The organism is Moritella sp. 28, assembly GCF_018219435.1.
Classification (GTDB): Bacteria; Pseudomonadota; Gammaproteobacteria; order Enterobacterales; family Moritellaceae; genus Moritella.
This window is the reverse complement of sequence record NZ_CP056121.1, coordinates 1,312,548-1,331,930: the sequence shown is the minus strand read 5'-3', so window position 1 is coordinate 1,331,930 and position 19,383 is coordinate 1,312,548. Positions and strand designations below refer to the sequence as shown.

The 19,383-nt window shown below is 41.3% G+C and carries 16 protein-coding genes; 8 read left to right on the top strand and 8 right to left on the bottom strand.

The annotated features are described in order from the left end of the window. The first annotated feature begins 169 nt into the window (after window positions 1–169). From gndA to glmS, 4 genes are all read left to right on the top strand, one after another. Window positions 170–1,672 carry an NADP-dependent phosphogluconate dehydrogenase gene (gene gndA / locus HWV02_RS06050; RefSeq protein WP_211678937.1) on the top strand — a complete coding sequence of 501 codons (1,503 nt, stop codon included), beginning with the start codon at window positions 170–172 and terminating at the stop codon, window positions 1,670–1,672. Between the two features lie 135 nt (window positions 1,673–1,807). Further along, entirely contained in the window at window positions 1,808–2,569 is a 762-nt protein-coding gene (locus HWV02_RS06045; RefSeq protein ID WP_211674545.1) for an AzlC family ABC transporter permease, read from the top strand. Continuing rightward, complete coding sequence (locus HWV02_RS06040) at window positions 2,566–2,868, top strand: AzlD domain-containing protein (protein WP_211678935.1); 303 nt, start codon at window positions 2,566–2,568, stop codon at window positions 2,866–2,868. The genes HWV02_RS06045 and HWV02_RS06040 overlap by 4 nt, the downstream gene beginning before the upstream one ends. A 352-nt stretch (window positions 2,869–3,220) precedes the next feature. Next, window positions 3,221–5,053 (top strand): glutamine--fructose-6-phosphate transaminase (isomerizing), encoded by a 1,833-nt coding sequence (gene glmS / locus HWV02_RS06035; protein ID WP_211689947.1) that lies wholly within the window; start codon window positions 3,221–3,223, stop codon window positions 5,051–5,053. 399 nt (window positions 5,054–5,452) lie between these two features. Here the strand turns inward: glmS and HWV02_RS06030 are convergent, their stop codons facing one another. After that, entirely contained in the window at window positions 5,453–6,157 is a 705-nt protein-coding gene (locus tag HWV02_RS06030) for a hypothetical protein (RefSeq protein WP_211689946.1), read from the bottom strand. A gap of 483 nt (window positions 6,158–6,640) precedes the next feature. Here HWV02_RS06030 and HWV02_RS06025 point away from each other — a divergent pair, with 483 nt between their 5' ends. The 4 genes from HWV02_RS06025 to HWV02_RS06010 all read left to right on the top strand — a co-directional run bounded on the left by HWV02_RS06025 (window position 6,641) and on the right by HWV02_RS06010 (window position 10,512). Further along, a complete protein-coding gene (locus HWV02_RS06025) occupies window positions 6,641–7,375 on the top strand; it encodes a glutathione peroxidase (RefSeq protein ID WP_211678933.1) in 735 nt (244 codons plus the stop codon). Window positions 7,376–7,638: 263 nt separating this feature from the next. After that, a complete protein-coding gene (locus HWV02_RS06020; protein ID WP_211678932.1) occupies window positions 7,639–9,645 on the top strand; it encodes a type VI secretion system Vgr family protein in 2,007 nt (668 codons plus the stop codon). Next, window positions 9,645–10,214 (top strand): Twin-arginine translocation pathway signal, encoded by a 570-nt coding sequence (locus tag HWV02_RS06015; protein ID WP_211689945.1) that lies wholly within the window; start codon window positions 9,645–9,647, stop codon window positions 10,212–10,214. The genes HWV02_RS06020 and HWV02_RS06015 overlap by 1 nt, the downstream gene beginning before the upstream one ends. 1 nt (window position 10,215) lies before the next feature. Continuing rightward, window positions 10,216–10,512, top strand: a complete 297-nt coding sequence (locus tag HWV02_RS06010; RefSeq protein WP_006030359.1) for a PAAR domain-containing protein — start codon at window positions 10,216–10,218, stop codon at window positions 10,510–10,512. A 50-nt stretch (window positions 10,513–10,562) separates the two neighbouring features. On the opposite strand, the gene HWV02_RS06005 is transcribed toward HWV02_RS06010, so the two are convergent. Genes HWV02_RS06005 through HWV02_RS05975 form a run of 7 tightly spaced genes read right to left on the bottom strand, consistent with a single transcriptional unit; the run spans window position 10,563 to window position 19,319 of the window. Then, the gene (locus tag HWV02_RS06005) at window positions 10,563–11,228 is read right to left on the bottom strand and encodes an AarF/UbiB family protein (RefSeq protein ID WP_211678931.1); all 666 of its coding nucleotides are present in this window, start codon (window positions 11,226–11,228) and stop codon (window positions 10,563–10,565) included. Further along, window positions 11,229–14,684, bottom strand: a complete 3,456-nt coding sequence (gene tssM / locus HWV02_RS06000) for a type VI secretion system membrane subunit TssM (protein WP_211689944.1) — start codon at window positions 14,682–14,684, stop codon at window positions 11,229–11,231. Further along, a complete protein-coding gene (gene icmH, locus HWV02_RS05995; RefSeq protein WP_211689943.1) occupies window positions 14,684–15,832 on the bottom strand; it encodes a type IVB secretion system protein IcmH/DotU in 1,149 nt (382 codons plus the stop codon). The genes tssM and icmH overlap by 1 nt, the downstream gene beginning before the upstream one ends. A gap of 9 nt (window positions 15,833–15,841) precedes the next feature. Further along, window positions 15,842–17,164 carry a type VI secretion system baseplate subunit TssK gene (gene tssK, locus HWV02_RS05990; protein WP_211678928.1) on the bottom strand — a complete coding sequence of 441 codons (1,323 nt, stop codon included), beginning with the start codon at window positions 17,162–17,164 and terminating at the stop codon, window positions 15,842–15,844. A 2-nt stretch (window positions 17,165–17,166) separates the two neighbouring features. Beyond that, window positions 17,167–17,640, bottom strand: coding sequence for a type VI secretion system lipoprotein TssJ (tssJ, locus tag HWV02_RS05985; RefSeq protein ID WP_211674534.1), 474 nt, complete (start codon window positions 17,638–17,640; stop codon window positions 17,167–17,169). A gap of 1 nt (window position 17,641) precedes the next feature. Then, window positions 17,642–18,664 carry a type VI secretion system-associated FHA domain protein gene (locus HWV02_RS05980; RefSeq protein ID WP_211689942.1) on the bottom strand — a complete coding sequence of 341 codons (1,023 nt, stop codon included), beginning with the start codon at window positions 18,662–18,664 and terminating at the stop codon, window positions 17,642–17,644. Window position 18,665: 1 nt separating this feature from the next. Beyond that, window positions 18,666–19,319 (bottom strand): ABC transporter substrate-binding protein, encoded by a 654-nt coding sequence (locus tag HWV02_RS05975; protein ID WP_255547093.1) that lies wholly within the window; start codon window positions 19,317–19,319, stop codon window positions 18,666–18,668. Window positions 19,320–19,383: the final 64 nt, after the last annotated feature.

Genomic DNA, 19,383 nt, shown 5'->3' with positions numbered 1-19,383 from the left:
AGATTTTAATGATTTAAAATTAGCTCATCAAAAATCTCGATTTAAATGAAAAAGCTAAATAACAGTAGTGTTCATATTGTATCTTTTTCTACTTTCTATATCATGCCTTAAACGACAAGGCATTAGCCCAATTCTCACCTTCATGACTTGCTAAGGCACAGAGGACCAGATGAATAAAAATATTGATATTGCAGTAATAGGTTTAGGCGTAATGGGTGCCAACATGGCATTAAACTTAGCTGAACGTGGATTTTCCGTTGCAGCTTTTGACATTAACGAAAGCCGTCGTACTGACATCGTTAAGCGTCATCAACCTCTAACAGCAGCAAAATTAATTGCGGTTGCCGATCTTGCAGAGCTAATTAACCAACTTGAAACACCACGTCGAATAGTGCTTTCTGTTCCAGCAGGTCCTGTTGTTGACATTATTTGTAATGACTTAATTGCAGCAGGCTTAGAAGCAAGCGACATTGTTGTTGATACAGGTAACAGCCAATGGCGTGATTCTATTGCACGTGCAGATACTTACGCAGGTAAGTTCAGCTTCTTCACTTGTGCTATTTCTGGCGGTGAAGTGGGTGCTCGTTTTGGTCCATCGTTAATGCCTAGTGGCGACAAAGCAGCTTGGGAATGGCTAAAACCTATGTGGCAAGCAATGTCTGCGAAAGTAGATCCTATCACTGGTATTGAAATTGCACGTACACACGTAGATCAGCCTCTACCAGAAGGTGAACCTTGTGCCGAATATATCGGTCCAATCGGTTCTGGCCATTTTGTTAAAATGGTACATAACGGTATCGAATACGCAGATATGCAAATGATTGCTGAAGTTGTACAGTTCATGCGTCAAATCTTAGGTATGTCAGCAGTTGAAGTTGGCGAAGTATTCAGCGAATGGAACAAAGGTAAATTACAAAGCTACCTAATCGAAATCACAGGTAACATCCTAAAAGTTGTTGATGAAACAACAGGTAAACCTATGGTTGACGTGATAATGGATCAGGCAGGCCAAAAAGGAACTGGTAACTGGACTGCACGTGAAGCACTCGAGCTAGGCGTGCCAGCAAACGCAATTGCAGAATCTGTATTTGCCCGTTGCCTAAGTACACAAAAATCTATCCGTCAGGTTGGCGCGACTAAACTTGCAGGTCCAGCGGTAACAACCGAAGACCGAAATGTATGGCTAGCAAAACTGGCTGACGCACTCTATTGTTCAAAGATCTGTAGCTACGCACAAGGTTTTGAATTGATGTCTGCAGCACAAAAAGAACATAACTGGACGCTTGATTACGTTGCAATTTCAAAAATCTGGCGTGCTGGCTGTGTGATCCGCGCTCACTTCTTAGATGATATCTCGAAAGCTTATCAAGCTGAACCAGAGTTATTAAACCTAATGTTAGCGGATCGTTTCACTACTACATTAGCTGAAAGCCAAATGGCATGGCGTGAAGTATTAGCGAAAGCGATAATGCAAGGTATGCCAATGCCATCGATTAGCGCAGCAATGAGCTATTACGATTGTTACCGTGAAGCAGATTCTTCAGCAAGCCTTATTCAAGCGATGCGTGACTACTTTGGTGGCCACACTTACCGTCGTAAAGATCAAGATGCAAGTCAAAGCTTCCACTATGATTGGCACTTTGGCAGTGGCGAGCACAAAGCCCAACACTAATTGATTGATGATAAATCATAAGTAATATATCTTCATAGGTATGACGATTGAAAACCCAGTTCGCTGGGTTTTTTATTACCCCCAGTTTTTATATTCTCGAATATAGTACACCACCGCCATCACAAGGATAATGCGATGCAGGATCAACAATCCGACTCAGAACAAGCGTCACCATCTAAACTAAAATCAGCATTGAAAGGCGCGGCTGCAGCAATGCCGCTAAGTATTGCGGTGATCCCTTGGGGTATTTTGGCAGGCTCTTATGCCATTGAAGCAGGGTTAGATGTCATTCAAAGCCAAGCAATGTCGGCGATTGTGTTTGCTGGCGCAGCACAACTTGTTGCTGTTGGAATGATCAAATCAGGAGTTGGACTAGCGAGCATTCTATTAACTACACTACTCATTACCTCTCGCCACTTTTTATATGGTATGGCCATGCGTCATCAAATGAGCCCCCTACCTTTACGCTGGCGACTAACATTAGGCTTCTTGCTCACCGATGAATTGTTTGCCATATGCAGCGAAACCAAACAGCACAAATTTGATCGCTGGTTTGCATTTGGGGGTGGTTTTAGTTTTTATCTTATTTGGAACATTGCTTCTGCGGTCGGTATTTTTGCTGGTCAACAGATCCCCAATTTAGATGAACTCGGTTTAGACTTCGCCATTGCTGCAACCTTCATTGCTTTAGTCGTCCCTTCCATTAAAACGCCCTCAATTTTAGTCAGTGTATTAGTTTCTTTAGTGACAGCGGTACTTTGCGAACTGTTCCATATACCCGGCGGGTTATTAATTGCGGCCTTATCTGGTATGAGCGCTGGTATGTTGACAGCCAAATTAACCCATGAAACGCACCCGAATAAAACCATATTAACCAGACCAGGAGACGGCTTATGATCTGGCTTACCATAATACTGATGACAGTAATCATCTTCATTAGTCGCTATATTTTCATTGAACCTAAGCTGCCATTGCGTCTTAGTCCCAGTTTAGTTAAGTTTTTAAGTTATTCTGCCCCGGCCGTACTCACCGCTATTTTAGCGCCGATTGTATTTATCCAAGAGAATACCTTGCACCTAAATTTGGATAACAGCTACCTGATTGGTGCTATTTTTGCGGTACTACTTATTCTGATTACGCGTAATACCTTACTGACAGCGATCCTTAGCATGCTACTTTTTTTCTTAATTCATTAGCTTTGTTTCATTACTTTGTTTCAAACCACTTATTACCTACAACTTTAGATGGACAAACGAAACAAACGAAACTAAAATACCGAAACTACGAAACTTAGTTGGTATTCATTGCTAAATCAAGCCATCTAGTGGGTAAGTGAAACTAGATAAATCACTATTACGCACTATATTTAAATGAAACGTAACTAATACATTCAATGTTAAGTTACGATTGAATATTTTAATGATAAAAGTTTCGCTTTCAAAATCATTAAAACAAGTTGTATAAGGACGAACGTCGTCACGGATCGATAGACAGCACTATCACGTGGTTATTACTTGTTTAAAAAGTTTATACATTTAGGAGAAGACCATGTGTGGCATTGTTGGTGCAGTAGCGCAAAGAGATATAGCTGAAATTTTAGTTGAAGGTTTACGTCGTTTAGAATACCGCGGTTATGACTCTGCAGGTGTTGCTATTGTTGATCAAGACAATAACCTGCAGCGTGTACGTAGCCTAGGTAAAGTGCAAGAGCTAGCAAATGCCGTTGACACTGAACAGCCTGTTGGCGGTACTGGTATCGCCCATACGCGTTGGGCAACACATGGTGAACCCTCACAAGCAAATGCACATCCACACGTATCAGGTGATATTGCAGTAGTACATAACGGTATTATTGAGAATCATGAGATGTTACGTGAATTATTACAACAACGTGGTTATATTTTCCAATCTCAAACAGACACTGAAGTCATTGCGCATCTTGTTGAATGGGAATTACGTTCAACAGATAGCCTACTTGATGCAGTTCAAAAAACAGCAGCTCAATTAGAAGGTGCATACGGTACTGTAGTACTAAACCGTCTCGAACCAGGTAAATTAATTGTGGCACGTTCAGGCAGCCCAATTGTGATAGGTTTAGGTGTAGGCGAAAACTTCTTAGCATCCGATCAACTTGCACTGCTTAATGTTACACGCCGTTTCATGTACCTTGAAGAAGGTGATGTGGCTGAAGTTACGCGTCGAGATGTGTCAGTATTTGATATTGATGGTAATCCAGTAACACGTGAAGTAACGGAGTCGAATGCAGAGCATGACGCTGCTGATAAAGGTAAATTCCGCCATTTCATGCAAAAAGAGATCTTCGAACAACCTGTCGCACTAACCAATACAATGGAAGGCCGCCTTACAGCTAACAGCGTTATTACAGAAAGTATCGGCGTTAACGCGGCAGAGATTTTAGCGAAAGTTGAACACATTCAGATCATCGCTTGTGGTACGTCTTACAATGCAGGTATGACAGCCCGATATTGGTTTGAATCGTTAGCAGGCGTAAGTTGTGATGTCGAAATCGCATCTGAATTCCGCTACCGTAAATTTGTAACACGTCCGAATAGCCTGTTGATCACGTTATCCCAATCAGGTGAAACCGCAGATACGTTAGCAGCAATGCGTTTAGCGAAAGAAAAAGGTTACATGGCTGTAATGACCATTTGTAACGTGGCAGGTTCTTCATTAGTACGTGAATCTGACTTTGCATTTATGACCCGTGCGGGTACCGAAATTGGTGTTGCTTCGACTAAAGCATTCACGACACAATTATCAGCATTGTTAATGCTTGTAACCGCATTAGGTAAACAAAAACACGTTATCGATGCAACTAAAGAAGCTGAAATCGTAACGGCATTACATGCATTACCAACACAAATTGAAAATGCATTATCATTTGATAAAGACATTGAAGCACTGGCTGAAGATTTCGCTGACAAGCACCATACCTTATTTCTTGGTCGCGGTGAGTTCTACCCTATCGCCATGGAAGCGGCGCTTAAGCTTAAAGAGATCTCTTACATTCACGCCGAAGCATATGCTGCGGGTGAATTAAAACACGGTCCTTTAGCACTCATTGACGCTGACATGCCTGTTGTGGTTATCGCACCAACCAATGAATTATTAGAAAAACTAAAATCAAATATTGAAGAAGTTCGTGCACGTGGCGGCCTACTTTATGTATTCGCAGATGCTGACGCTGGTTTTGTTGAATCAGAAGGCATGAAGATCATCACGATGCCGCATGTAAGTGAAATTACAGCGCCGATCTTCTATACCTTACCAATGCAGTTGCTTTCATATCATGTTGCACTGATTAAAGGGACAGACGTGGATCAACCACGTAACCTCGCTAAAGCTGTAACTGTAGAATAATTACGACTTTAGACTACATATCAAACTGAGCCCCAATATTTATTGGGGCTTTTTTATAACCGGAAATAACCTCAATTAACCTTCTTTTTGTCACACATTAAAGTTTGAAACTTTTGGCCCCCCTAAAGGGGAGGTGATAATCCGGCTAACTCATACCTTTCGTTTGGTGTTCACAGGTTTGGTGTAATAGCACTAAGCCGTTTTTGCCCCAAAGTGAGATAGAGTAATAGTTCATCCACAATATATGTATATCGGTTTGTCATATATTTCCTTATGTGATGGATGGCAGTAAGGAAATATAACAACTGTTAACGCTAACCCTATTACGAGCTCAATTGGGAACCAGCCTTATCCCAAGATCTAAAAAGTCTCCAATAAGGAGCTGAAACAGTTAACGCACTAGTTTGTTGATTTTGTATTAGGCTTTGCCCTGACGCTTACAAACCTGTCGATATTGTCTAAAATAACCTTTCTGTTGTTCGTGTTTTCATTTCCGCACTGAAAGCCATCCACTTTTAATTCTGGGAATGAATATGCCTTTATTATTTTCTTTTCTTTCACTTCTGGCCTCATAGAGTTCATGATAGTCGTATAGTCGCCGCATATCGCAGCATAGAAGACATACTCGTCATAGATTTCTTCATGTTCAGCTCCGTATAGATGGCCGAGCTCATGTTCTAAAGTTAGTGAATCACAATTTAAATCAATGACCGCAATATTAGGAAAGTAAGCCAAGTAAGTCGAACCACAGAGATCTGTGGACAGGGAGGATGTCATTACTAGCACGGACAACCTGTCGCTATTTATCAATCTGTTGTACAGGCTGGAATCTTCGGCCATCAATTGAGCCATAGCAAATTCTATCGAGTCATAGTTCAGGTTAGCAATTGATGTCGAGTAATATATGTTACCCGTTTCCCGCGAGAGTGGGATAGATGAGTTACTTAGAGTAAGGTTGGAATTCGTTATGGATTCACCTATCTTTAATTTGGCGACATCTTTAGTGATTTTATCACTGACATAAAAATCTACTTCAGTGATATTCACAGCTTGCGCATATTGGATAGAAAAAATTAAGCACAATAAGCAAAATGTGTTAATCATAAGCCTTTTTAATCCTCTAGGATAGCTACCAACGTAGTGACTATCTTTTTAAGTTACACCCTAAGTGCCACGGCTACCACCACTACTGTTGCTGCTGCGACCTCGTCTAGTGTAAAGAAACGTGTTTCAATCTTTAATGTATTTTTAATGTGAGTATACCAGTGACATTTAACAAAAGTTTCGAACTATATTGTTTGGTTGAAGTTATCTTATAACACAGGGAGCAGTTATTTAGGCCCGAGAAGTTCCAGACATTAATGTATGTCGACACTTCTCAAACAATAAATAATTGATACCATAAAGCTATCAAAGTGAAAGATTTAATCGATTATACCTATGGTAAGTATTTCGACATAATAGCTACATCAAGACGACACAGACACAACGTCTTCACCCTATTTATTTTTATAGAACAATTTATATCAAATCTCTTTATAACAAGCATAAGTTAGCTTAATTAATAGCTACGTTAAGGAATATATTATGACAACATTAGTATCGAAAGAAGGCCAAGCGGTTCCACAAGTTACATTCCCTATTCGCCAAGGTGACGCATGGGTTAACCGCACAACAGAAGAACTTTTTGCTAACAAAACAGTAATCGTATTTAGCTTACCGGGTGCATTCACACCAACGTGTTCTTCAAGCCATTTACCACGTTACAACGAATTAGCTAGCGTATTTTCAGCACATGGCGTTGATGACATATTATGTGTATCAGTAAACGATACCTTTGTAATGAACGCATGGAAAGATGACCAAGAAGCAGAAAACATCACTTTTATTCCAGATGGTAATGGTGACTTCTCTGCAGGCATGGGCATGTTGGTCGACAAATCTGACATCGGTTTTGGAAAACGTTCATGGCGTTACAGCATGCTAGTTAAAAACGGCGTGGTAGAAAAAATGTTTATCGAAGCTGACGAACCAGGCGACCCGTTCAAGGTTTCTGATGCAGATACTATGCTAGGTTATGTGGCTCCTGAGTACAAAGTACAAGAATCAATCACCGTATTTACTAAACCGGGTTGCCCGTTCTGCGCAAAAGCAAAACAAACGTTAATTGACCAAGGCCTAAACTACGAAGAAGTGGTATTAGGTAAAGACGCAACAACAGTCAGTCTACGAGCAGTAACAGGTCGCAGCACAGTACCACAAATATTTATCGGTGGTAAACACATAGGTGGTAGCGAAGAATTAGATAATCACTTCGCTTAATCATTCGATTTAATATTATCGGATAAGACACTAACGAATAGCCATACTCACATGCCATTATTCGTCATCGAAGGAAGCAGAAATGCTTCCTTTTTTCGTATCAAAAATACAGCGCTGCCCCCCCTTTACCCACAAGATACAACGCTCACAAACGCTTACATAAAAGCAATCCTGCATTATTTTTTCTTATGTTAGGATTTAGTGCGAATTGATATAACAAATAGTAACCATCGCATGGTAAAAAATAGTAACAAGGGTCCATTATGACAGCTTCAGCATATACTCAAAAACACAGGCCAACACTGGCTAAGTTAGACGGTAAAGGCCCTTATATTGTCACCGACTTAACCGTTACAGAACAGATATTTTCACGCTCCGATTATGCCGCAGTATTAATATCCAAAGACAAGATATCAGAATCCTTATTAGGCAAAGCGATTGATCTCAGCTACTCACCGGGTCTCGAAGGAAACAGAAAAGAAGCGCGCCGTTTTCATGCATTAGTCTCATCGATAGAAAGTCTCAGTTTTGATCCTGCAAAAGCACTTTACACCTACCGTATCGAAGCGATAGATCCATTGTCCGTATTTAACTATCGCGTATCGAGTCGTACTTTCCAAGACATGACCAGCAAACAAATCATTGAAAAAGTCTTGTCCGACTCCGGTTTAAAAAGCTATTTCAAACTATCAATGCGTAGTGCTGGCAGTAAGCACACCTATTGTATCCAATTTAACGAAAACGATTACGATTTCTTAAGACGAATGATGGCAAGTGAAGGCTGGCATTATCACAGTGATCATAACGGGAATCAGCCGTGTATTATCATCGGAGATAACAATCAAGACTTTGCAAATCTAGATAACAGCAAAATTCCGTTTATTACAGGTGCAAAAGATAAAACACACGCCATCATACATTGGCACGTACGTAGTATTCTTGGCGTAAGCAAATTATCACTTGGCGATCACAATGCCGAACTCGCCGAATGCCTGTCGAGTGGTAATAGGACAACGACCAATAGCGTTAAAAATAATGCCTTAACACAATACTTTTTTGGTCAGGGGCATAGCGATAAAAATACCATCAGAGATTCAGCTAAGCGCCAAATGGAAAGCATCGATACACAAAAAATAAATATTACGGCACAATCATCCATCCCGGCATTAGGGGCTGGATTGCGTTTTACACTCACTGACCACAGTGACAGTGAGCACAATCAAGAATACGTGGTAACACAAGCACAACATCACTTCTCAGCAACAGAAAGTGGTCATAAAACCGAATACACTAATACATTTCAATGTATGCCTGCATCCATTTTATGGCGTCCACCCTTCTTGCCAAAACCACAAATCCACAGTGTACAAAGTGCAGAAGTCACTGGGCCAAGTGGAGAAGAAACCAATCAAGACAAACAAGGGCGAATTAAAATCCACTTTCATTGGGACCTACAAGGTAAAAAAGACGAAAAAAGCTCGTGCTGGGTACCCGTTTCTCAAGCCACAGCCAGTAACGGATTTGGCGTGCAATTTATTCCTCGTGTTGGTGACGAAGTATTAATTAACTTTATTGATGGCGATCCTGACCGCCCTGTTGTTTGTGGTTCTATCTACACAGGGAAGAACAAACCGCCCTACAGTACAGCAACACAATCAGGGATCAAAACCAGAAGCACGCCGAAAGGTAATGCCAGTACTGCGAATGAACTCAGATTCGAAGACAAAAAAGACAAAGAGGAAATCTTTTTACAAGCCGAAAAAGATCTGACAATCAATGTAAAGCAAAATAACAAAAAGACCGTCACTGGCACGTCGTTATTAACCGTCGAAAAAACAATAAATATCAGTAGTAAAGAAGCGACAAACCTGGAAAGTAAAGATGCCTTATCAACTAAATCTGTAAAAGATACTAATATAGCGTCAGATGCGAACATCAGTTTAGATGCAGGTAAAAATGCCAACATTAGTGCAACTTCTGCGATCAAGATTGATGGTCAGACAATTGAACTAAAAGGTAAAACAAAAATAAAGTTATCCGTTGGGGGCAGCAGTATCGAAATAAGTCCAAGCGGTATAAAAATAACGGGCCCACAGATCGCAATCGAAGGACAAGGTAGTGCGACCCTCAAAGCTACTATCATCACTGTCGAAAGCAAAGCAAAAACAGATATTAAAGGGGCACTTGTCGGCATTAATGGCAGTGCAATGACACAAGTTAAAGCAGGTGCCATGGTTCAAATACAGGGCGCGATCACAAAGGTAAACTAATGCATTATTTAAAGATCCCACACCAGCATGCACAAGACATTTTATCTCTGTATGAAGCAAGTGATGAAATAACCGCGCTCGCAGCGCAACATCTCACACCCGCAGCAGTCATAGATATGGCCATTGCAGCTGAACTTTTTGCCGATACCGCCTTATTCCTTGCGCATGCATTACCCGTCCGAGAAGCAATCTGGTGGGCATGTTGCTGCGCAAGTCAACGTAGCGACTGGAATGAAAACGAAGCCAATGCAATTCGTTCTGCCAAGGCATGGGTTCATGAACCCGATGAAACAGCACGTCGATTTGCCGAAGAAATGGCAAAAAAGGCAGACTTACAAACCGGTGCTGGTTGGGTTGCTCAGGCTGCATTCTGGAGTGGTGGTAGCATGACAGCTCCGAGCGAGCCCATTGTTCAGCCGCCTGAGTACTTATATTCACAAGCTGTAGCAGGCGCAGTTAACTTAATCGCAGCCCTGCCCGATGGCGAACATGCCACAGAACGATATGAATACTATTTTAAACTTGGATTGCATATTGCCCAAGGTGGCAATGGTCAATTAGGAGAATAATATGTTACCAGCAGCACGCGCGACCGACATGCATGTATGCCCTATGCAAACTCCCGCATTAGTCCCGATCCCACATGTTGGCGGGCCGCTGCTACCTCTGCCTACAACCGTATTAATCGGTAATTTACCCGCAGCGACCGTAGGACAAATATGTATGTGTGTTGGCCCACCAGACAGTGTAGTAAAAGGCAGTGCAACGGTTTTAATCAACAGTAAGCCTGCTGCAAGAATGGGGGATACCACCGCCCATGGAGGGACCATTATCATGGGGATGCCAACAGTGTTAATTGGTGGATAATTTTAAAATAGCAATGAAGAATAGAATAATTTTTTACTTGCTCTTAACTGTTAATCCGCATTCGGCTTATCTTTCATTTTGATAAGCCAATTAAGCCAGCGTGTTAATAACAGCTGTTCTGGCAAGGTTAAATCCGAGTTATACAACTGCAATAACCACTGATAAAAAGCATACCAATCATCCTGAGGCACCACGATGTGCGACTGTTCATAACGATCTGCGGAACAAAAACCAGGGGTCACTTGCCATGATGACAAATTCGACAATGTCGTACCAGACTGTAATGCAGAGCCACAATCAATTAACGATATTTCACCTTTATTCACATTATAAATAACATTTGATGGCTTAATATCGCCATGCACCCAACCTTGCGCATGCATAGCCATAATCGCACGCACTATCTGTGGTACAAGTAGCAGAAATTCACTTGTTTGATGCACACTAAAAGAGAGTAATGACTCCCCTTCAATGAATGGCATCAATAATAAATTTTCCGACTTAAAATACTCCCTTACTGGACGAATGTAATACGAATGGCAGTCAGCTAAACAGAGCAACTCTCGTTTCATTGCAATGGGATCTGCTCGCTTCAGCACCATATACTCTGATGCTGAAGCAGATTCGCGATCTCGAACCAACCATGTCGTCGATGACAGTAATTTGATCACTGTAAAACGAGAAGCAAGTCGACCGTTTATCGCGTCCGTCATCATTTATAAACGCGCAGGTAAACCAAAGCGGGTAAACAAAGACTTATCAAATATTTGGTTACTACCTCTCAGACTATATTGTAAGACGATATTCTCATTATTAAGCTTATAGGTTAATTTCTTAATGCGTCGATCACCCGTTGCACTGGTACGCCCATCAAACAAGGCTCTGAACAGTGCCCATTGCCCTGAATATGACTTACTCGCGACACGGTTATCACCACTAAAGAAGTTCACCGACATGTAATCATCTTCACCGATTGATGGCCATGCAATGCTTTGCCATAATCGAGGGCCATGGCGATACGAGAATATGTTTTCTGTTTCCATGATATTAAATTGCGTCACAGAGGTACTCATCGAACTCGCTTTTAATTTCAACGTCATCGCTAGCTCTTGCCCTGATGCACCGAAGAACAACTCTCGAATCGTTTTTGCCTGTTTAAGTTGCTGTAAGCTTTTCGCATTAATTGGCAGCTTTTCACCATCAAATTCAGCCAATTTTAAAGTGCCATTATCCCAATATGTAAAGGGATGAAGCATTTCACTGACGAACTTATCTATACGTCCTTCAGGCTTGAACATCAATGCAAAATCATCAATGGCAACTTCGCCGCGCCCTGTTAACAAGAATGGGAAACGCCCTTCAACCGCTTGACGATAAAACCCATGTACTTGCTCTTTCCATTGCTGATTAACATGTTCTGCACTGCCGTTGATCACACTCTTCCATGACTGCGCGTACAAGGATTTAATCCAGCTTGCCACCTGGTTCGGCGAGCGACTTGATTGGCGACGGAAATTAACCAATATATCTTGGCTGCCTGACGCATGATCTTGTGCATACTGATATAACGCACGACTTGGATCGCCACTTGATAACGCAGTATCAAAATACGTATTCAATTGATCTAATTCAGCCATCAATTCATCTACTGGTGTTGTTTTACCTTTGCTCGCCATGAATATTGAATAAGGGCTAAACGCCTCATTAACAACATACGAAGGCTGTAAACGTAATAACTTATCACCCCCAAAGCGATTAACTTTTTCAACTTTTTTCAATACCGATGCCGTTTTTTTCAAGCCTAATTTACCGACAGCCTTTGCGTTAGGTGCACCCTCAGCATTTTTAGCCAGGGTTGTATTAACAATTAATGCATCAAGTACATCAATAATCGGGCTACTGGCGGGTGAACGCGCAGTTTTAACCGCATAAGCAAGATCATCGATCGTATTAAATGGCTTCACTTCAATGTGGTTAATAAGTTCTTTCCACTGATATATGTAATCCGCATAATACAGACGCTGTACCTTCTTACTCAGATCTACAAGCTCAGAAATAGACGCACCCGACATATCACCTTGGATACTTTTAAATTCATTTAGCTGCTTTTTAAGTAACCTTGATTTCGCACTCAGATCGATATTTGCTTGTCCCTGACGAGTAAATAACTCAGGCAATAAATAACCATTAAATCCGGTTTTAAATTGAAATAGCACATCAAACTTATCCCCTAATTGACGACGCGTATCAACGCGATTACGGTATTCAGGAAGTGATTTTATACGGGTGTAAATCAGGCGTTCTGGTGATAAACCTTCTAAATTTTGCGTTGCCACCGAAATCAAATCATCACTAGGAACAAGCACCGTCTCATAATCACTACTGAATAAATCTTCCATTAACATGGTTAACGTTTCTATATTATCCAGCGAAATATCACCTTGTTCATTTAGCGTTTCAACCAAATAAGCTAATAATTCAGTCATGTCTAAACGTTGCTTATCAAACAGCATTTGATAATAACGCAGCACTTCAAATATCTTGCTAGAATTGCCCAAATTAACATATACATACAGTTCACTGCTTAATACTTCAACCAGCTTAGGCAGCAAGAACATCTGTAGTTGAGCTTCATAGCTCAAGTAGATTTGTTCCGTCGTTTTAGGCTGGTTAACACTGATACGTTGATATAAAGGTGTAGGTTTACGCCCTTCTTCAACCACCAGACGCAATTCATTTAGTACTGGAATAATGTCTTCAAAACCAACATTAGTATTACGTAATCGTTCCATGTCTTGCTGGTACAATGCTAATTGAGTAACCGCATGGTTTCGATAATCTTCATCTTTATTCCAGTTATCGCGCAACAGTAAGCCAAGTACAACAATCATCCCGATAAAACCTAACATCATCGATATTCGCGATGCAAGGTAACTATAATGACGCAGCTGGTTAACACCAACAATACTCGATTCAGGCAATACACTCTGCTGCAATATATTCATTGAGAACAATTGCTTACGGCCTGATAGTTGTTCTCTTGTCGTATTGGCATTAAACGCACTGCTGCTAGCAACAAGTTGTGTCAGTAAATCGTGACAGTTACCACCTTGCTGTGTCGAACATAAATACATGCCTCTTAACCACACAACATCTCGAACCCGGTTTTCCCGGCTTATACCCTCTAAGAACTCGGTAGCCTGCTCAAAGAAAAGACGTAACTGATAAGGGAGTGCAACTACAGAATGCGCATCCTCTTGACGTGTTTCTCGTAATGATTGGAATTGCTGCTGAGCTAACACATCGAGTAATTTCTGACATTCCAGCTCAAACATGCTGACTTCAAATCGATGGTCATCCGTGTTTGGAAACGTAATCCCCAAAGGTCGATCGATATCGCATCCCGAGTTACTCGAGAAAAACTCAACAAAATCAGCAATCGTATCTGACTTTGTGAATAATGTATAAACAGGCAGCGCTAACCCACAATGTTCGCCGAGTGTTAAAATAGCATCTTGTAAATTTGAGCTAAGAGATAGACGTTCTTTTTTATCCCCCGTTAATAATCGCTCACAGCTAATCGCGACTAACACGCCATTGATTGCTTGACGAGGTCGGTATTTCATTAATTGCTGAGCAAACACACGCCACAACGCGTCATCAATACCGTCTCGATCGAATAATCGGTGGTCGACTTCAATAACCACCATGTTTTCATTACTCCAAAACCGCATATATTGTGACGTTTCACTTTTATCACGATCGCGATAGTTAACCGGTTCTAGGTTATTTTGGTGTAGTAAGCTACTTTTTGCATCATCTTCACCTCCAATCAAAACATACCAAGGCAGCTCATACAAACTACTAAGCTTACTACCCTTATGCCCTTTCAACTTTATAACTGCTGACTTAAACAGTGAATTAATGACTTTCACATCTTGTTTAAATAAAATAACTTGCTCGTGGACAGCCGATTTTTCTTCACGCAGGTGTTGCCAAACCGCAATCACGAGAGCTATCGTAATCAAAGACCCACCAGAAATAGTAACCACCAGCCTTAATAATTTATCCCCTTCATCTAAGGTTGGGAGGTATATCCAGCTAAGTCCAGTACAAATCAATAACGCTAGCGCAATAAGTAAACACGCTATTTTTAATGTTATTTTTTTCATTATTTATCATCTACCTTATTACTACGGCGTATAACTGCATTTAATCCAAAGCGAGCATTAATTTCATTTTTTAAAAGTTTCGCCTTTGCTAAATCGCGATTGTTCGGAATAAATAATTCCACACCGGTAGGCACTTCGTTTAATACAACTTTATACCCAATAGCTTGTATGTCTTTTTCTAACCGCACAGCGCTGGCTTTCGTCGCGAAATTCGCAACGACGATATTCCATGAGATCGTATCAATAAGCGCAGCTGGTTTCACGCTCACAGCTTCTTGCACTTCAATGCCTAAGTCTTCAGGCGTACTCGTGTAAATCAAATCATCGTTATTCGTGCTATTGGTAAAACCTGCCATATCCAACGAGCTAAATGCGATTAAGGTTGATTGACTACGCTGGTCATACCAAAATTCTGAAAAACAATACGTACTGATGATTAATAATACGCTAATCCAAGATAATTTAACCGCACTGATAAATCGCCAAGGCGAGGTTGTTTCCGGCATCGAAATCGGCGTTGGCGGTTCCAGTATAGATTCGCTACGGTAGTGTCGGATCATACTGTAAAGTTCAGACTGTAACTCATTCATTTTCTGGCGATTATCATGACGATACTTGCCTAAAAAGCCGAGCATGATCAACACATATTGAAGCTCTAAGAAGTCCACCAGCTTTGCAGGTTGACGGCTTGCTTGTTCAAGCAGTTGGAAGAAAACCTCACCACCATTACGCTGGCTAAAGACCTTACTGAGTAATGAATGATTTTCCCAACGAGCCACTTCGCCCCACGAGGTATACAAGATCAATTCATCAAACGCCGCGCATAATATAAAGCAAACCTTTTCAATCACACTAGGGTGATAATCTAAAAACAGCCCTTTGCGTTTAAAGTCTGCGATACCATCCAGCAATTGTTGACGAAAGGCATTAATATCTAAAGGTGAGGTTTGTCTTTCGACACTTGCCAAAATACCCAATAATTCACTGCATTCTTTTAAGATTGGATTGTTATAATTCGCTAATTGAGCGATTAACTTTTCAGAGCCTCTTAAATCAAGCTGTACCTCACTACTCGTTTTCACTGCTTTACGCGGGCTGTTACTGCGACGAATTGAAATCGTCGGTTGTTCATTAAATAATGATGTCATAGCGCCCCCCTACCGAATTACGTACAATTCAATATCAACATCGCCAATGCGATTATCGACATGTAATGCTATCGGTTCGTCTTTCTTCACGAGCTGCTGCCACAAATCAGATTGCGTATCTAGCTCGAAATAGGCCACATCAGTACGTGATTTTAATTCCGATGGCGCAATAGGTAACGCGCGTACTGGCACACCAGATAACGCATTACGCACGAGATCAGCAACCATGCTGTTACCTGCTAGCTTAACCGCGAGTGGGAATTGTTTACTTAACTGCACTGCACCTAACGGTGACGATACTACCAAAATAAATCGCCCCGCATTATAAAGGCTTGAGTCCTGCACTAACGTACGTAATAAACGACGCTTATCAAACAAGCTCTTATCCCAAACTAACGTAGTCACACTATCGAGTTGAACTTCACGTAATAGCACGCGAATATCAGAAAACAAGATCGAGAAGAGGCTATACAAACGGCCATTGTTCCAGCTGTCATATTCTTTTGGCATCTTGGTGTCTAAGCCCTGCATTTCACCTGCCATTGACATACATTCTTGGTAAATTTCTTGCGGTGATGTGGTCCCATTATCAAGCCAATACTTAATATTTGGTAACCAACGACCTAAAGCCTGTAGCCATAAATAATCACGAATTAACGCTTGATAGCTTTTGTTAGCAGAATCTACCTGTAAGCGTTGTGAGATGGTGCTCGCGCGGTATTTCATCTGTGCATATAGATCATTCACGTTATCTTTTAAGTATTCAGACACCGTGAAATAAAGTGACATTGGGATAAACGCACGGTTTAGCTCAATTCCGCCATCTGACTTATGCTCAGTGATATGCGCAATCGGGATCTGGGTATAATCCTGTAACTCTTCGCCTTCAAGCTTGAGTACGATGTTTAATTCCGCTAACTCCAATTGCAACGCATCGGCATTGTCTCGGGTCGTATCAAACACGTCGTAATCAGTGCGGTGGTAACGGCGGTGAGGGTCATCTTTACAACCTACATTCATCACACCAGAACGATAAATTGGCATCGCTAAATACACTAACTTATCCATGGCACCAGCAGGAATATCAAGCGCTAATCCATTACGAATATCAAAAGGAGTGCCATCAGGAAAAATACCTTTTGCACGCTTGATCCCAACTTTGCCAATATTAACTAATGAATAATCAAGTTCTAACTCAGCCAAACCGTGGCGCATTGGATTCATCAGACTGCAATATTGTTTGGTAAACTCTTCAAAATAACGTTCTTGTTGTTGAAAATGTTGCGGGCTTAAAAACATCCCCTCAGACCAAACTACTTTTTTCTTATCCATTATTAATCCTCTTCACCTGTCACGGTAATGTTTACGCCGTCAATACTGATGTTTACAACAATCGAAAATCCAGATTGCACACTCAAAATTGCGGTACTTTTGGCTTCTCTGTAATTAGAAAAAGCCGCTACCACACCGACATATTTAATTTCGCTGTTTTGTGGCAGCGCGACCTTGTGTGTTTCGCTCGGTAAGATACTGTCGAGCTGGCGTTTAGATAATAATCCCGCCTTTAACACACCTTGATCATCACGATACAAATCAATAAAGTTCGCCTGCGTAAATGCTTCACTGTCAGCCAGCTGATAGATTCGAATCTCAAGGGGTGACGCTAAACCATTTATATTAGGGTTGATGTTGTTTTCAGCCTCAATATTAACGACCACTTGCAATGCCTGTGCGTCTCGCCAAAACATCCAGCTACTACAGCCACTTAAAAATAAAGTACACATCAAAAAGACAAGCACACGTTGCATATTACTTGTCTCCCATTGACTGCTTAATGCGTAAACTTTCACTAAAATACGCTTTAAATTTCATCTGCCATTCTTTGTTCTCTTTCTGACGAGTAAAGTAGCGTTTGTACACAGTCCAATAGTCCGCTTTCTTTTGCCAGAAACGTCGCGGCGCAAAGTCATCAAAGAAACTTTCGAGCTCCGTCGGTGAAATATCTGACAATAATCGTTCTAACGCCATTTCTGCTGATTGCACCATCAGGTCATGCTGCTTAAGTTGTAACAACATCAGTTGCTGTGATTCCAACGCAGAATAATTAGATCGTGAACTCGTATCAGCAAACTGTTGGCCTTCATCAATCACTACAGACGCGGTATTAAGCATCTCATCACCAAAGGGGTCATCAGAAAAACTATCATCATCCGACCAAGTATTTTGAGGTATGCCTTGCCCCCGTTTTTTTACAGGTTCATTAGCAATAAATGGGTCTGCAAATATGCCGTCCAACTCTTCTTTTGGATCAGTTAACACCCATTCTGGTACTTCAAGATCATCTGACGACTCTGGTGCTGAATCTGCTTTATCATTAACTGAATGAGCGTTAACGCGGACAGTCGATAAGGCATCACCAAACGGATCGTCATCCCAGGCACTCAGTAGTGACGACTTATCAGTACCTTGTGTTCCTGTTTGTTCCGACGCCTTTACAACCGCTTTATCGGGAGTGAAACAAGACACCATTAGGCGATATTTTCCCACATTAACCACGTCGCCATCGTTCAACGTCGATTGATTATTTGAACCTAACGGTTTACTCGCGCCATTTAAAAACACACCATTCGTGCTCACGTCCATAATTTGATAACCACGGCTTCCGCGGTTAATTAACGCATGCGTACCCGAAATTTCTCTAGAGGCATCCGATAATTGCATCGTCATACCATAAGCACGACCAATGCTTCCTCCTTCATCGGGGAAATTGATTGTCCATTCTGGAATGGGTTCTCCATCAGGAGAGCTGATAATTCGTAATGATAACGGCATATTATTGACCCTCACATGCCACAATGGCTTGATTGAATTCATTGATAAATAACGGATATTTCCCCGTGAACTTCTTCGAGAAATACACACCGAGTGGTTTCTCATTTACCATTGTTTTGGTTATTGCTCGATGGCTAATACCCAATTGATTAATCGCATTTTCCATCACCACATCATTTGCCAATACTGCACCTACTTCGCCTGACAGTAGTAATTCAATAAGCACGGTTGCACGACGCGGTTTTTTCTCGACTCGGTAACCTTGTTTTTGTAACCATAACCACTTGTTCGAACCAAATAATGCGGTCACTGGTACTTCTTTTTTAAACTGGGGACTCTTGGTATCAATCGCGTCAGACAAACTAAACCAACTCCATGTTTGGTTCATTAAAGGCGCGGAATACTCTGCATATTTATCGCGGGTATCATTCTTAGACGCGAGGAAAAGGCCATGTAGTTCCCCTACTTCCGTTAGAATCTGAGAACGGTCCCAGTCTGTCATCGTTATTTGATAAGGCTGTTTCATTACCTTTAAAATACATTTCAACTTCACTATCCCAAGCCCTTTCATTTCACCGTTTTCTTGGTATTGATAAGGACTCCACACTTGTGTCGCTAACAGTAATCGTTCCGGACGGATTTCACTTTTTGCCATAAATGCCCCTCCGAGAAACAAACTTAACACCAGTGTTAAAGGCATTATTCTGCTTACGTTATGT

Excerpts from the sequence above, each read along its gene's own strand:
- gndA (WP_211678937.1), top strand. The coding sequence starts at position 170 with ATGAATAAAAATATTGATATTGCAGTAATAGGTTTAGGCGTAATGGGT.
- HWV02_RS06045 (WP_211674545.1), top strand. The coding sequence starts at position 1,808 with ATGCAGGATCAACAATCCGACTCAGAACAAGCGTCACCATCTAAACTA.
- HWV02_RS06040 (WP_211678935.1), top strand. The coding sequence starts at position 2,566 with ATGATCTGGCTTACCATAATACTGATGACAGTAATCATCTTCATTAGT.
- glmS (WP_211689947.1), top strand. The coding sequence starts at position 3,221 with ATGTGTGGCATTGTTGGTGCAGTAGCGCAAAGAGATATAGCTGAAATT.
- HWV02_RS06030 (WP_211689946.1), bottom strand. The coding sequence starts at position 6,157 with ATGATTAACACATTTTGCTTATTGTGCTTAATTTTTTCTATCCAATAT.
- HWV02_RS06025 (WP_211678933.1), top strand. The coding sequence starts at position 6,641 with ATGACAACATTAGTATCGAAAGAAGGCCAAGCGGTTCCACAAGTTACA.
- HWV02_RS06020 (WP_211678932.1), top strand. The coding sequence starts at position 7,639 with ATGACAGCTTCAGCATATACTCAAAAACACAGGCCAACACTGGCTAAG.
- HWV02_RS06015 (WP_211689945.1), top strand. The coding sequence starts at position 9,645 with ATGCATTATTTAAAGATCCCACACCAGCATGCACAAGACATTTTATCT.
- HWV02_RS06010 (WP_006030359.1), top strand. The coding sequence starts at position 10,216 with ATGTTACCAGCAGCACGCGCGACCGACATGCATGTATGCCCTATGCAA.
- HWV02_RS06005 (WP_211678931.1), bottom strand. The coding sequence starts at position 11,228 with ATGATGACGGACGCGATAAACGGTCGACTTGCTTCTCGTTTTACAGTG.
- tssM (WP_211689944.1), bottom strand. The coding sequence starts at position 14,684 with ATGAAAAAAATAACATTAAAAATAGCGTGTTTACTTATTGCGCTAGCG.
- icmH (WP_211689943.1), bottom strand. The coding sequence starts at position 15,832 with ATGACATCATTATTTAATGAACAACCGACGATTTCAATTCGTCGCAGT.
- tssK (WP_211678928.1), bottom strand. The coding sequence starts at position 17,164 with ATGGATAAGAAAAAAGTAGTTTGGTCTGAGGGGATGTTTTTAAGCCCG.
- tssJ (WP_211674534.1), bottom strand. The coding sequence starts at position 17,640 with ATGCAACGTGTGCTTGTCTTTTTGATGTGTACTTTATTTTTAAGTGGC.
- HWV02_RS05980 (WP_211689942.1), bottom strand. The coding sequence starts at position 18,664 with ATGCCGTTATCATTACGAATTATCAGCTCTCCTGATGGAGAACCCATT.
- HWV02_RS05975 (WP_255547093.1), bottom strand. The coding sequence starts at position 19,319 with ATGGCAAAAAGTGAAATCCGTCCGGAACGATTACTGTTAGCGACACAA.